Origin of the sequence: Methanohalophilus levihalophilus (genome assembly GCF_017874375.1) — an archaeon.
Lineage (GTDB): Archaea > Halobacteriota > Methanosarcinia > Methanosarcinales > Methanosarcinaceae > Methanohalophilus > Methanohalophilus levihalophilus.
On sequence record NZ_JAGGLK010000001.1, the window covers coordinates 19,049 to 32,982 of the forward strand.

Annotated in this window: 12 protein-coding genes; 8 read left to right on the forward strand and 4 right to left on the reverse strand. The window is 41.7% G+C overall.

From position 1 onward, the window contains the following. Entirely contained in the window at positions 1 to 672 is a 672-nt protein-coding gene (locus J2755_RS00085; RefSeq protein ID WP_209677774.1) for a class I SAM-dependent methyltransferase, read from the forward strand. A 5-nt stretch (positions 673 to 677) separates the two neighbouring features. On the opposite strand, the gene corA is transcribed toward J2755_RS00085, so the two are convergent. Beyond that, positions 678 to 1,742: a magnesium/cobalt transporter CorA gene (gene corA / locus J2755_RS00090; protein WP_245312563.1), complete on the reverse strand. Its 1,065-nt coding sequence runs from the start codon at positions 1,740 to 1,742 to the stop codon at positions 678 to 680. Between the two features lie 11 nt (positions 1,743 to 1,753). Continuing rightward, positions 1,754 to 2,956 (reverse strand): alpha-hydroxy-acid oxidizing protein, encoded by a 1,203-nt coding sequence (locus J2755_RS00095; protein ID WP_209677777.1) that lies wholly within the window; start codon positions 2,954 to 2,956, stop codon positions 1,754 to 1,756. A gap of 163 nt (positions 2,957 to 3,119) precedes the next feature. On the opposite strand from J2755_RS00095, the gene J2755_RS00100 reads away from it, so the two are divergent. From J2755_RS00100 to J2755_RS00115, 4 genes are all read left to right on the forward strand, one after another. Then, positions 3,120 to 4,235, forward strand: a complete 1,116-nt coding sequence (locus tag J2755_RS00100; RefSeq protein WP_245312565.1) for a citrate/2-methylcitrate synthase — start codon at positions 3,120 to 3,122, stop codon at positions 4,233 to 4,235. Between the two features lie 14 nt (positions 4,236 to 4,249). Beyond that, entirely contained in the window at positions 4,250 to 7,024 is a 2,775-nt protein-coding gene (gene acnA / locus J2755_RS00105) for an aconitate hydratase AcnA (RefSeq protein WP_209679798.1), read from the forward strand. A gap of 77 nt (positions 7,025 to 7,101) precedes the next feature. After that, positions 7,102 to 7,845 (forward strand): DNA alkylation repair protein, encoded by a 744-nt coding sequence (locus J2755_RS00110; protein WP_209677780.1) that lies wholly within the window; start codon positions 7,102 to 7,104, stop codon positions 7,843 to 7,845. A 131-nt stretch (positions 7,846 to 7,976) separates the two neighbouring features. Continuing rightward, positions 7,977 to 8,414 carry a cupredoxin domain-containing protein gene (locus tag J2755_RS00115; RefSeq protein ID WP_209677783.1) on the forward strand — a complete coding sequence of 146 codons (438 nt, stop codon included), beginning with the start codon at positions 7,977 to 7,979 and terminating at the stop codon, positions 8,412 to 8,414. A gap of 52 nt (positions 8,415 to 8,466) precedes the next feature. Here J2755_RS00115 and J2755_RS00120 read toward each other — a convergent pair whose 3' ends face one another. Together J2755_RS00120 and J2755_RS00125 are read right to left on the reverse strand one after the other, a co-directional pair. Continuing rightward, on the reverse strand, positions 8,467 to 9,957 hold the full coding sequence (locus tag J2755_RS00120) for a glutamate synthase-related protein (protein ID WP_209677786.1): 1,491 nt from the start codon (positions 9,955 to 9,957) through the stop codon (positions 8,467 to 8,469). A gap of 42 nt (positions 9,958 to 9,999) precedes the next feature. Beyond that, the gene (locus J2755_RS00125; protein WP_245312567.1) at positions 10,000 to 10,245 is read right to left on the reverse strand and encodes a DUF2769 domain-containing protein; all 246 of its coding nucleotides are present in this window, start codon (positions 10,243 to 10,245) and stop codon (positions 10,000 to 10,002) included. Positions 10,246 to 10,808: 563 nt separating this feature from the next. Here J2755_RS00125 and J2755_RS00130 point away from each other — a divergent pair. Genes J2755_RS00130 through J2755_RS00140 form a run of 3 tightly spaced genes read left to right on the forward strand, consistent with a single transcriptional unit; the run spans position 10,809 to position 13,672 of the window. After that, entirely contained in the window at positions 10,809 to 12,431 is a 1,623-nt protein-coding gene (locus J2755_RS00130) for a cohesin domain-containing protein (protein WP_209677788.1), read from the forward strand. 53 nt (positions 12,432 to 12,484) lie between these two features. After that, complete coding sequence (locus J2755_RS00135; RefSeq protein WP_209677791.1) at positions 12,485 to 13,006, forward strand: cohesin domain-containing protein; 522 nt, start codon at positions 12,485 to 12,487, stop codon at positions 13,004 to 13,006. A gap of 24 nt (positions 13,007 to 13,030) precedes the next feature. Next, entirely contained in the window at positions 13,031 to 13,672 is a 642-nt protein-coding gene (locus J2755_RS00140; protein WP_209677794.1) for a hypothetical protein, read from the forward strand. The last annotated feature ends 262 nt before the right edge of the window (positions 13,673 to 13,934 follow it).

The following is a 13,934-nucleotide window of genomic DNA, read 5'->3' on the forward strand; positions in this document are numbered from 1 at the left end:
TTGGTATCCCCTTCCAGAAGAAGAAAAAGGGAACGCAGATTCTGGACAAAAGTCTCCAGTGGATACGATGAGTGGATTAACAGGGATTTTGCAGATCAATACGAAACATTCAAGCCAAGGGTTGCATCTGCTGTGCTTCCGGAAGATGAAATCCTGGAGGTGGGAACCGGTACCGGAGAAATCGCAATTCATCTTGCACCAAAATGCCGGAGCGTGAACGCTGTTGATATTTCACCGGAAATGATTGCGATTGCAAACAGCAAGAAAATGGAATCCGGGACTGAAAATATCGAATTTAAAGTGGAAGATGCCTACAGTCTTTCTTTTGATGATTGCAGTTTCACGAAAGTGATTGCCGTTAATTCCCTGCAGACGATGAAACAGCCATCTGAAGCGATGCTGGAAGGTTACAGGGTTTTAAGAAATTCCGGTGAATTTATCAGCATAACGTATTGTTACGGTGATACAGGTCTTTTTGAAAGACTTAAGCTAATGAAATGGGCTTTCCAGTATGGTATTCCCGGCTACTGGAACAATTTCAGGAAAAAGGATCTGGTTTCAAAATTCAAGGAAGCTGGATTTGAGATACTTGAAACCGAATGGGTCTGGAAACATCCCCGAGTTCTGTTTCTCAGGTGCAGGAAAAATATCGGTTGTAATGATTATTCATGAAACATTCAAAGCCACTTTTTCTTCCTGAAGTAATATACCATTGCCAGCAGAATTGCAGTCATCACAAACCAGACTGCAGGGTATCCCCATCTCCATTGAAGTTCCGGCATGTATTCAAAGTTCATGCCGTATATTCCAGCAATAAATGTGAGTGGAATGAATATAGTAGCTATAATTGTCAAGATCTTCATGACTTCATTCATACGGTTGCTGACGCTGGAAAGATACAGTTCCACCATTCCGGAAAGCATTTCCTTGTAGGTTTCAACAGTATCAATGATTTGTATGGTGTGATCATAGAGATCTCTCAGGAAAATAACTGTTTTTTCCTGTATCAGAGGAGAATCCCTTCTCTCTAAATTGCTTATCACTTCCCTCAGGGGCCAGACGGCTTTTCTCAGGAATATCATCTCTCCTTTGAGGTAATTGATTTCTTCGAGAATTTTTTGGTCTGGATCTCCTATCAGCTCTTTTTCTGTGTCTTCAAGATATTCTCCCAGCTTCTCAAGCATCAGGAAATAATTGTCTATGATTGCATCCAGCAAGCTGTAGGCAAGGTAGTCAGATCCCATTGTCCTGATTCGACCCTTTGATTTTCGAATCCTTTCCCGAAGGGGATTAAACACATCCATTTCGGCTTCCTGGAATGAAATCACGTAGTTTTCCCCCAGTATCAGGCTGACCTGTTCTGATGTAATGTCATTTTCCTCTTCCTCAAAATAGAGCATTTTCAGGACTATATACATCAGATTCCCAAAATCTTCCATCTTTGGGCGTTGGTTTGTGTTAAGAATATCCTCAAGAACAAGGGGGTGCAAACCGAAATTTGAACCTATTTTTTCAATAACGTCGATGTTGTCAATACCGATTACATTGATCCAGGTAATTTCAGGTGTATTTTTGTATGGGTAAAGTTCCTCTACATTTTCGATGATTCGTTCTTCAAATTTTTCCGGACTGTAGTCAATAACAGTAATAATAGTCTTATCAGATCGTTTTTCCCCCACTCTCATCAATGTACCAGGGGGGAGACCTGCCTTCTTTGAAACCTTGGACGAATATCTTAACAAAAGGTTCACCCTCACATTTTGAATATAATATCTTCATTAATGTCTTCAAGTCTATTGCATGAAGTCATTACCATGGCTTTTTTGAGGTCAGCTTTCATGAAATCAATTAGTCGCTTTACTCCTTCACTGCCATGGGGAACAGCTTCTCTCACAAGCGGTCTTCCCGCCAGTACAAAATCAGCTCCAAGAGCAAGCATCTTCATAATGTCAAAACCTGTTCTGATTCCACCGTCAGCCGTGATGACAGCATTTTTTCCGTTTTTCGTGTTTCGTATTGTATTCACAATTCCGGGCAGCACTTCGGCAACACCGGGGTTTGCATCCAGCACACGTCCACCGTGATTTGAGATCCCTATTATATCGGCACCTGCTTCAAGAGCAGCCACTGCATCTTCTTCACACATTATGCCTTTTACCATAAAGGGCAGAGTTGTTGATTTTTTCAATTCCCTGAGGTCTTCAATTGTTTTCCTGTAAACCGGCTTTCCTGCAAGTGTAAAATTCACGGAACCTGCGCCATCGAGATCAATTCCTGCTGCAATAGCGCCTGCTTTTTCGGATTGTTTAAGCAGATCAAGCAGGACTTCCTGCGATTGGGGCTTGAAGATATTAACTCCGTTTCCGCTATATTCCTTTAAAGCATGAATTCCCGGATGTTCTGTGTATTCTTTCGCAGTATCGCCTGTGAATCCGATGGTTCCTGCTTCCTCACATCCTTTCAGGATAAATTTGATGAAATCCTCTTCCTCAATACTTTCAAAATAGCTTAATCCACCCATTGGTGCTCCGAAGAGTGGTATTTCCACTTCCTTTCCGAAAAAATCAGCTTTTGTAAAAGGTTCGTTGTGTTCTGAAATAAGCCGGGTACGTAGCTTGATTTTTTCCAGTGCCTTGAAATTATTGAGATATGATGAACCACTGCCAATTCCCGCAAGTCCAAGAGGTTTTCCGTATTCCTGTACAAGTTCAGGTCTCACCAGTGGGTTATCGGCAGCAATTGTGACAGTGACTTTTTTATCATTTCTGGAAGCCTCAGCCTGATCCCTGGTTTCATCAACTGGCCTCAGTTTGTCCTTTGTTGCCCCGCAAACAGGGCACTTCCAGTCATCAGGAAAATCATCCGGTAATGTTCCCGCTTCAATTCCGGTTTCCGGATCTCCCGTCCTGTCATCGTAGTGATAAATATTGCATACGGTACAATACCATCTTGTCATAATTCCCCCGCTCATTTAAATCTTAGAGAGGCTTTCCAAACCAGAAAGCTGAAAACTTTTATTTAAACTATTTTTTTGTAATATGACTTAAAGCTATCCGGGTACACAAACCGATTAATAGAATTGTTTCCAAAACTTACCATGGAATAAAATGGGGTTTTTTATGGAAGGTAATATGCCAAGGGGTCTTGAGAATATAATAGCACTTGAGTCCGAAATTACATTTATTGATGGTGAGCAGGGGATTTTGAAATACAGGGGTCATGATGTCCAGTCGCTCTCTTCACATTCTTATGATGAAGTTTCTTATCTTCTCATAAACGGGAGACTGCCGGATAAGTTTGAGCTGGATTCTTATTCGAAAAAGCTTAAACAGGAGCGTGTAATTGGGGACGATGCCATTGCAATTCTCAAATTCTGTAATTTCAATATTGAAGCAATGGATGCTTTAAGGACAGCGGTCTCATACATGTCTCATTGTGATCCGGAACTAAACGATAATTCTGCGGAAGCAAATGTAAATAAGGGAATACGGATGATAGCCAAATTTCCAACTATGGTAGCCGTATTTTCAAGACAAAGACGGGGTCTTGATGTGATACAACCTGACCTTTCCCTTTCACATGGTGCAAATTTCCTTTACATGCTCAAAGGTAGCAAACCAACGGATCTGGAATCCAGGGTACTTGAATCGGATTTTATCCTGAGCGCTGATCACGAATTGAATCCTTCAGCTTTTACGGCAAGGACAATTGCTTCCACATTGTCTGATATTTACTCATCTGTTATCGGTGGTCTTTGTGCACTCAAAGGGCCACTGCATGGCGGAGCCCGGATGGCGGTTATGGAAATGATAGATGAGATTGGTTCCCCGGAAAATGCTGAACGATATGTGATGGATAAAGTCTCCAACAAGCAAAAACTAATGGGATTCGGGCACAGAGTCTATAAAACATATGATCCAAGGGCAAGGGTTTACAAGCAGCTTGCACGGGAAATTGCAATTGAGAGTGGAAATATGCTGTGGTTTGATATTGCGGAAAAAATCGAAGAAATTGCTTACCGGGAATTTGTTGAAAACAAAGGCAAACCTATTTATCCAAACGTTGATTTTTACTCCGCAGTCGTCTATAAATACCTTGATATTCCGCCCAAGCTCGCAACAGCGGTTTTTGCAATTGGCAGGAGTTCGGGGTGGATAGCGCATTGTCTTGAACAGTATTCAGATAACAGGTTGATACGACCACGTGCAAAATACGTAGGTCCTGATCTTGACTAATTGCAGGTGTAATGATGAATAATGATTCCGGCGCCTTTGGAGCCAAAGATACATTCAAACTTAATGAAAAGGAAATTACTATTTACCGTTTGAGCAAACTTGAAGAGGAAGGAGTTTGTACCGTTTCCTCTTTACCCTATTCAATAAGGGTGTTGCTTGAAAACCTTCTGAGAAATGTTGATGGAAGCGTTGTAACCGAAGATGATGTCAAAAATCTTGCAGGTTGGGTTGCAGACAATGTTCCAAAAACTGACATCCCTTTTACTCCTTCAAGGGTTATCCTGCAGGATTTTACAGGTGTGCCGGCAGTTGTTGATATTGCAGCAATCAGATCTGCTATGGAACGACTTGGCGGGAACCCCGAGGAAATCAATCCGGTAATCCCGGCAGATCTTGTTATTGATCACTCTATACAGACAGACTGCTATGGAAGCTGCAATGCACAGGAATGCAATGAGAAATATGAGTTCCAGAGAAACAGGGAAAGATATGAACTCTTGCACTGGGCACAGAATGCTTTTGACAACTTCCGCGTTGTACCTCCAGGTAGCGGAATTATTCACCAGGTAAACCTTGAAAACCTCGCAAATGTTGTTCACTTTAAGGAGCAGAACGGTGAACTTGTAGGTGTTCCTGATACTCTTGTAGGAACCGATTCCCACACTACCATGATCAACGGTCTCGCCGTTCTTGGTTGGGGTGTTGGCGGAATTGAAGCTGAAGCCGTCATGCTTGGCCAGCCATACTACATGCCGATTCCGGAAGTAGTCGGATTCAAACTATACGGTGAATTGCAGGAAGGCGTAACTGCCACAGATCTTGTACTTACCGTAGTTCAGATGCTAAGGGAGCATGGTGTTGTAGGTAAGTTTGTCGAATTCTATGGTCCCGGTTACAGGGAACTTACACTTACAGACAGGGCAATTCTCGCAAACATGGGTCCCGAATACGGTGCAACCATGGGATTCTGTCCGGTTGACGATGTTACTCTTGATTACATGCTAATGACAGGCAGAAGTGCAGAGCATGTGGAAATGGTTAAAGCATACTGCATGGAACAGGGCTTGTTTGCAGCAGCAGATGCACCTGATCCTGAATACTCTTCAACACTTGAGCTTGATATGGGAACTGTCAGGCCTTCCCTTGCAGGTCCAAAGAGGCCACAGGACAGGATATTGCTCGAGGACATGTCATCCAGTTTCCACCAGACAATGAAAGATGTTTTTGCCCTGAAAAAAGGTGGGGAATTTGAGGAAGATTCCGAATACAGTCAATGGCTTGAAGAGGGTGGCTACAGTTGCGTGGAAAAAACCCACGAACACCACAGTGGTATTTCAAAGATGAAATGCGAAGATAACACTTCAGTCCTCTCACATGGTTCAGTGGTCATTGCATCAATTACTTCCTGCACCAATACCTCAAACCCTGCGGTTCTTATGGGTGCAGGTTTGGTGGCAAAAAAAGCTGTTGAGCGTGGATTAAAAGTCAAACCGTTTGTGAAAACAAGTCTCGGACCGGGTTCACGCGTGGTAACCGATTACCTGGAAGCTGCAGGTCTGATGCCATACCTCGAAGCACTGGGCTTCCACCTTGTAGGTTATGGCTGTCTTACATGTATCGGAAACAGTGGCCCACTTCATGAATCCATCTCAAAACAGATTGAAGATAAGGAATTGACGGCTGCAGCTGTTCTTAGCGGAAACAGGAATTTCGAAGGCAGGATAAGCCCTCATGTCAAGGCAAACTATCTCGCATCCCCAATGTTGGTTGTTGCTTTTGCTCTTGCAGGTAACGTTGACGTTGATCTGACTTCCGAGCCAATTGGATGTGATCCAAACGGACAGCCAGTGTATCTCGAGGAAATCTGGCCAACAAATGATGAGATTGAACAATACATCGCTGATTATGTGAAACCGGAAATGTTTGAAGCGGAGTATTCCAATGTATTCGAGGGAACCGAACTCTGGAGGGAACTCGATGCTCCAAAGGGTCTGCTTTATGACTGGGATGCAGATTCCACATACATTCAGGAGCCACCATTCTTCCAGGATTTCCCGCTGGATATCGGGAATATGGGAGATATTAAGGATGCCCGTGCACTTGTATTCGTTGCTGATAGTATCACAACAGATCACATCTCTCCTGCAGGTGCGATTCCACCGGAATATCCGGCAGGTAAATACCTGATTTCAAAGGGTGTTCTCAAAGAGAATTTCAATTCATACGGTTCCAGAAGAGGAAACCACGAAGTTATGATGCGTGGGACTTTCGGTAACGTTCGCCTCAAAAACAAACTTGTTCCGGGTAAGGAAGGCACTTGGACCATTTACTTGCCAGATGGTGAGGAAATGGCAATCTACGACGCATCCATGAAGTACATTGAAAACGATATTCCACTGATAGTTGTTGCAGGTAAGGAATACGGTACAGGCAGTTCACGTGACTGGGCTGCTAAAGGAACCCAACTCCTGGGTGTTAAAGCTGTAATTGCTGAATCCTATGAGAGAATCCACCGCAGTAACCTTGTGGGTATGGGTGTTCTCCCATTGCAGTTTAAGGAAGGCGAAAGTGCAGAAACCCTTGACCTGAATGGCAATGAGACTTTCAGTATTCTTGGCATTCCAAACATGCAGCCAGGTGGGGAATTGCAGGTTGTGGCAAAAGCTGCAGACGGTAACGAGAAAACTTTCAATGCAATTGTAAGACTTAATTCCAACATCGAAGTTGAATACTGCAGGAACGGTGGCATTCTGCACAAGTTCCTGAGGGATAAAGCGAAAGGGGAGTAACTTCCCTTTTCCAGATTCTTTTTTTTCTTTTTCCCTGCCGAAAATTCTTAAATCCTCTTGACTTCATAGTTTATTCAATGCCCTCTAACAAGGAATTGGTTACAATTCTCCAATCCCGGCTGGAATCAGTCGCGAAAATCAAGACAAAGGACTGGTGGGAAAAGTACCTGAAATATACCATTGAGTTTCGGGGTGTAAATCTCGCTGTAATCCGGGATGAACTCAAAGTCTGGTATACTGAACAGGGAATCGATAATCTTTCGTTAGATGATCAGTTGGATCTTGCCCTGTCCTTTTTTGAAGAAGAGTATGCAGAGGATAAGCTTGCAGGTGTGCTTTTCCTGCAGCTTTACCTCTATGATAGGTTTGAATGGAAGCTCCTGTTTCCAAGGTTTGAGGGGCTTTTTGAGAATAATTACATTTTTGACTGGAATGTCAACGACTGGTTTTGTGTCCGGGTTCTAGGTCCTATAATAGAGAAAAATGGAATGGAATGTGCAAAAGCAATTTCCGGATGGCATAGTTCTGGAAATGTATGGCAGGCAAGATGTTCTCTTGTGGCTTTTGCAAATCTGACCGGCAACGAAGAGTTTCGGACAATGCTTCTGGAATCATGTTCTATCCTGATTCAAAGGGAAGAGAGGTTTGCAAAAAAAGCGGTTGGGTGGATTATGAGGGAACTAGCCAAATCCGATGAAAAAGTTGTTGTTGGTTTCATTCAGGAAAATGGAAGCTTTTTTTCACGGGAAAGCCTTGAAAATGCAATAAAGTATTTCGATAAGGAAGAAAAGAAATACCTTCGTAAGTTCCGTTCATCCTGAGACTCTTATCAGGAAAGTCAATATATGAAGATACTACAATAAATTGTTTCAGTAAGCTGGCCTGCCGTGATTCAAAATAGTTATTAAGATTGCAGAGTATTATTTACATACCTATTTAGGAAGGGGTCGATATGAAGAAAACAATATTGATGTTAGCAATAGTCTTAGTTGCTTTCCTTGCAATCGGATGTACGCAAGATGGTGGGGAAACACCGGTAGTTGAAGAAGAAGCTCCGGCTGAAGAGACGCCTGAAGATGCTACGGAAGAATTGCCGGTTGATGATACTGAAACCACAGAGGATGAAGAAGAGCCTGCTGGTGTGGTTGTTGAAGTGGCAATAGAAGACTTTAAATTCGTACCTGAGTCCGTCACAATTACAACCGGGGACACTGTGATGTGGACAAACTTTGATTCTGCTCCACATACGGCAACAGGTAATGAAGGTGAATTTGATTCAGGTACTCTCCAAACAGATGAATCATTCAGTTTCACATTCGAGGAAGCTGGTTCATTTGACTATATTTGCACCATTCATCCGAGCATGGAAGGTGTAGTGATAGTAGAATAAGATCAGATTTTTGTTTAATCAAGGGCTGATATTTCCAGCCCCTGAACTCATTTTATACATGTTCAATATTTGTTCTATCTGAAATTTCGGAGTTTACAGTGCAGAGGTCTTCAGAGCTCAGCATGTGGACATCGTCGTTTCCTGTAAGCCTTGCAAAATCTTTCAGTTCATTGGTTGAAACCCGGAGGAAATTTTCCAGCTTTTTGGCAGAAAACGGAACCTTCAAACGCTTGCGCAATTCCGGATCCTGAGTAGCTACTCCTACCGGACATTTTCCTGTATCACAAAGCCTGTACTGCTGGCAGGCACATGCCATCAAAGCAGCGGTACCAATTGCAATTGCATCAGCGCCCATTGCCAGTGCCTTGGCAAAATCGGATGAAACCCTCAATCCTCCCGTTATTATCAGGGATATATCCTTGATATGATGTTCGTCAAGGTATTTCCTTGCCCTGTACAGCGCAAAAATGGTTGGTACTGAAGCAGTTTGTTTGACAAATTTATTGGAAGCTCCGGTTCCTCCACCTCTTCCGTCAATTGTAATAAAATCAGGATTTGCAAAAGTCGCTACCTCCATGTCGGCTTCGATGCTTCCGGCAGCGATCTTAATTCCTATTGGTTTACCTCCGGACATCTCCCTTAAGGATTCAACTTTTTTCCTGAGATCAAACTTGTTATTTATATCATCAAATCTTGCAGGACTGATTATGTCCACGCCTTCAGGGAATCCGCGGGATTTCCCGATTTCAGCAGTCACTTTTTCAGCAGGCAGATGACCTCCCATGCCCGGTTTTGTTGATTGCCCTATCTTAATTTCAATGGCATCAACAGCCTGCAGTGTCTCTTCATTCACATTATACTTGTTGGGGACGTATTCAAAAATGTATTTGTATGAACGCTCAAAGGATTCTTTCAATATTCCCCCTTCTCCGGAGCACATTGCTGTCTGCATTGCAGCACTTCCACTTGCAAGTGCCATTTTAACTTCTTTTGAAAGGGCACCAAATGACATGTGGGTAATGAAAACAGGAGTCTCGATAACAAGGGGATATTTTGCTTTTGGGCCGATAACAGTTTTGACACTGACCTCTTCATCAGGATTCAGAGGCATTTTCGCCAGCTGTGCACCTTTTACAAGAATCTCATCCCATGACAGAATGGGTAATTTGGTTCGCATGGGTTCATAAAGTGATTCACCGGTGACGGAAATCAGGTGAATATCACCCATGTGTGTTTCCAGGGCATCAGTCTCACGTCGCCATTCGCCAAGGTATCCACCTAATTCTTTTTTGGAGACCGTAAGCATAACTGAAAGCTTCTTGCCTTCCTTTGCGTCGTAAAGCATCGCTTCGGTTGGCTCAATGATAGTCTCTTCTTTTTCAATAACCGGTTTTAAGTGCGAACGTTTTGCCTTACAGATCGGGCACTCCCATTCCTCGGGGAAATCCTCGGGACTGGTTCCGGGTTTGATGTCAGTAAGAGAGTTTCCTCTTGTGTCATCATATTCAAAAGTCTGGCAAACATCACATCGGTATCTTGTCATGTAGTCCCCTCGTGTTAGAAAAAAATAATCATGGATGCAGTTTTACATCCCAAGCTGCTCTTTTTCTGAACCGCGTGTACAGAAATAAACGTTTTTAAGCCTCAATTCTTCGGTAACAGGGCAACCACCGCAAATACATCCACTTTCATCAGTTATGCAGTTGCTTTTACCGATTGCCGGTAAACAGTACCCGCCTTTCTCATCACATTCCACCCATGAAGGACAACTGGAACAAATGCACATGGATAGCACCATTTCCTCCTTTTGTTCCATTTCTTCAGGACTCATTACCATTTTTATATCCTCTATAAAATTTATTGGCTCGCTCGTAAGAATATCAACTCTAATAAGACGCGCTAATATGCCGATCGACCTAAATAATGTAAGTAAATAAAGAACTGTATTCTACAGTTTCCATTACGGTTTTTGTTTAATGCTATAAACAATTAATGGAAGTAATCCTGTATTTATTGGTAGTATCAAGTTAGTTACCAAATCATTCATTTTGGTTGACTGGAATTTACACCACACGCTTATTTATGGTTGCGGTGTTTTTTTCAATCAACTTTCATATTTATAGTTGCTAAAACTTCGTTTTTAATTACGGTGTTTCAGGTTTGGCATCATTTAATTAATAGATACAATTAAATAAACGTGTCAATATATTTAGGAAGGGTGTTTTTATGATCTTTAACGCTAATAAAAAATTATTACTTATCTTTATCTTGATTATAGCTTTATGTTCTTCCATTGCTTCGGCAGAATCTTCGACATTCGAACCTTATAGTGTCGCAGTTTATGATAAAATAATCGACAGTGAGGTTTCGGGCATAGAAATATTTCATAATTCTATGAGCAATGATGGCAATGTGATATATTTTAATGGAATTGAAGTGGCAACTGATGAAATGATTGTGGGTCGCATTAATTCGGATGGATCAGGACTTGAAACATATCCTGCTCCTTTTGGTTCTGCAATGAATATTGTTACAAATGGTGATGGTTCGATCGCTTATTTTAACAGCCTTAATGCCGTCCACAAAATAGAAGATGGAAGTATAGATGTTGTTGTAGAATTTGATGATGAGTTTTATGTTTGGATGCTTCAGACAAATGACAAAGGCGACTATGTGTACATAACCATTGAAAGCATAGGGAATATATGGAAAATAAACTCTGATGCAACTCATGATGTCTCTGTGGTTGACAAAGATGATGTCGAAGTGGATGATAAAAACGTTTCTAAAATTCTTGATTTCCGCGTCGCTGATGACGGAATAAAAACCAGTTTCATTCCTCATGGATATAGGGAAGGCGTAAATGTCAATGGATATTGGGAAGGCGGAGATACGCACGAATTAACTGAAGTGTTCTATTCTGAATATGGTAATTCAAACCAAATGACATTTGATGATGAAGAAGATGATGGAATTACAAAATTCCTTTTTGATATGAGTGGGAATGGTGCTGTAGTTCTATATGGTGTTGAAGAAGACACTTATATTGTCAAACCGGGAACTAAATTTGTTACAAAACTTGGGTCATTTACAGGTTGGGGGCACCTGAACTATGACGGTTCTATTATGTTTACTTCAGATGATAGCGATGGGGTACTTGTAAGCACACTTGATAAACAGCTTTTCCCTCTTTCACTTGGGGACCACCTTGAAGAAGATGTTGGGAGTATGGATGGAACTCTGATCAATAACGATGGGGATATTGTTTCCTTCATTGTAATGGCAGACGACTATTCCTCAACATCACTCTACGTCGGCCATTTCTACAGTAGCGCTGATGATGTCCCGGCAGCATCTCCAAATGCTCTTTATTCTGCAACGATTGCATACTCAGGTGAGCTTCCAGAGCCAGTCCTGATTTCTGAAGAAGTGGATGCTCTTGTCTTCGAGTCCCGTAGCAAACCAGCAGGGAGCAGTGTACAGATTCCGATTACACTATATGGGAATGAGGAGCCTGTCGGAAACATGGATCTTGCATTAAGCTATGATCCAGAAGTTCTCGAATGTGTGGAACTTATTAAAGGCGGTTTGACTGAGAACTCCATTTTTGAATATAATATAATGGACGAAACTATCAAAGCAAGTCTTATTGATATGGATGGTTTCAGTGGTGATGGCTCTGTCTGCTATGTAAAGTTTAATGTTATTGGTTCTGCGGGTGATACTTCCCCACTAAGAATCGATAATCTTGCAATCAATAGTGCTTCTGATCTCTCAGTTATCGACATGGAGGCTACTAATGGTGTCTTTACCGTTCTTTCAAGTGATGAAGGGAAGGGTGATGCAGAAGGAGATGGTGGTGAATATTCCGCATATGATGCATTATATGCGTTATTGATGTCTGTTGACAAGATTGATGCACATGAATCTATGGATATAAATGATGATGGGATTGTATCTTCTATTGATGCAAGACTCATACTAAAATTAGCTTCTGAAGACAAATCAGTTGAATAATAAAAGGTGATATGATGATCAAAAAAATAATTTTATTAGTAGCTTTTATTTGCTTGACAGCAACAACAGTTTCTGCAGCTGTCGTTCCGGTAACCGTCTATACTGCTGATATGGAAGCGTCAAGCGGTGGTACCGTTGAAGTGCCAGTTTATTTTTCAGGTGCAGATGAAGTTGGAAGTATGGACCTTGTCCTGAACTATGACAGTGGGGTTCTTCAGGCAACAGGTGCTTCAACTTCCGATATTGGCAACAATGCATTCGTCGAGTCTAACATTGCAATTCCGGGAAAGATCACTTTAGCAATGGCTGATTCTTCCGGTATTTCCGGTGATGGAGAAGTTTTATTGATATCATTCACAGTTCTCGGAGATGTTGGTTCATCAACAACTGTTAGCATTGAGAGTGTTGAGCTTCACAACGTTGAGCTTGTAGAAGTTATGACCGAGACTGAAAATGGTATTGTAACCGTTGCAGATGCTGCATCTGGTTCAGAAAGTGCCGGATACGGTGGAATGATGCTGATAAGTCTGGGTGTATTTTGTCTTTGTGCTTTTTTAATGAAGAGAAAGAACTGATAGTAAGCTAAGGAGTGTTATAGAATGAAGAAGATTATTGCACTTTCATTCATGTTATTAATGCTACTTGCCGCTCCTGTACAGGCTGACTTGTATTATGATATGGGTCAGAAGGTTAGCATATACAATGCAAATGTTGATTTGGTTCCCGATCTTGTCAAAGATCTTCTGGGCAACGAAGAGATCTATGGAATCATCGAAATGGAAGATGAAAGCATACTTGAAGTCAAAACTGTGACTTCTAATGGTGTGGTTGTTGAGTTCACCAAGGTCTCTATTGAGATTGAGGCAGGAAAAGGTGATCATAATTCCGATGGCAAATTAACTGCATTAGATGCGCTTTCTGCCATAAAGATGTCTGTTGGCAAGATTCCTGAAGATCTTACACTTGATGTTGACAACAGTGGCTCTGTAACCTCCATGGATGCAAGATCAATTCTCCAGTCTTCAGTGGGTCTGAGCTCAGAAGTAAATCCGACAATATTGCTAAAAACAGATGAAGAAACGTTAAGAAGTCTGATGATGTCTTCAACGCCTTCTAATGATTTCTTAGATGCATACAACAGCGGTGCTATCGAGATAGAGCCTGTAGGTTTTGGGAACAAAGTTAAGTTCAGCATAGGCAAAATTGTCTTGAAAATAACTGATGCATTAGGACTGGTCTAATCGACTGGTCCATTTTTTTGTTTTTCTTAATTTTATCTACTTTCTTAGGCTTGTGCCTTTGATTCGTGTTGAAACAATAGCTATTTGCAGAATAAAAAGTTTTTTTGTCAGTGCCAATAAGAACACAAATTGCCATATGTATGCATAATTTTTATTATGGGGTATTCGATTCACAGAGGTAAGCAAACCCGAAAATTGTTTCATAGGTAGAACCCATAGTAATAATTGGAAGGTTTGGAGTCTGGTCATTGGTAGTATTTCT

Excerpts from the sequence above, each read along its gene's own strand:
- J2755_RS00115 (WP_209677783.1), top strand. The coding sequence starts at position 7,977 with ATGAAGAAAACAATATTGATGTTAGCAATAGTCTTAGTTGCTTTCCTT.
- J2755_RS00110 (WP_209677780.1), top strand. The coding sequence starts at position 7,102 with ATGCCCTCTAACAAGGAATTGGTTACAATTCTCCAATCCCGGCTGGAA.
- J2755_RS00130 (WP_209677788.1), top strand. The coding sequence starts at position 10,809 with ATGAGCAATGATGGCAATGTGATATATTTTAATGGAATTGAAGTGGCA.
- J2755_RS00140 (WP_209677794.1), top strand. The coding sequence starts at position 13,031 with ATGAAGAAGATTATTGCACTTTCATTCATGTTATTAATGCTACTTGCC.
- J2755_RS00095 (WP_209677777.1), bottom strand. The coding sequence starts at position 2,956 with ATGACAAGATGGTATTGTACCGTATGCAATATTTATCACTACGATGAC.
- acnA (WP_209679798.1), top strand. The coding sequence starts at position 4,250 with ATGAATAATGATTCCGGCGCCTTTGGAGCCAAAGATACATTCAAACTT.
- J2755_RS00100 (WP_245312565.1), top strand. The coding sequence starts at position 3,120 with ATGGAAGGTAATATGCCAAGGGGTCTTGAGAATATAATAGCACTTGAG.
- J2755_RS00120 (WP_209677786.1), bottom strand. The coding sequence starts at position 9,957 with ATGACAAGATACCGATGTGATGTTTGCCAGACTTTTGAATATGATGAC.
- J2755_RS00125 (WP_245312567.1), bottom strand. The coding sequence starts at position 10,245 with ATGAGTCCTGAAGAAATGGAACAAAAGGAGGAAATGGTGCTATCCATG.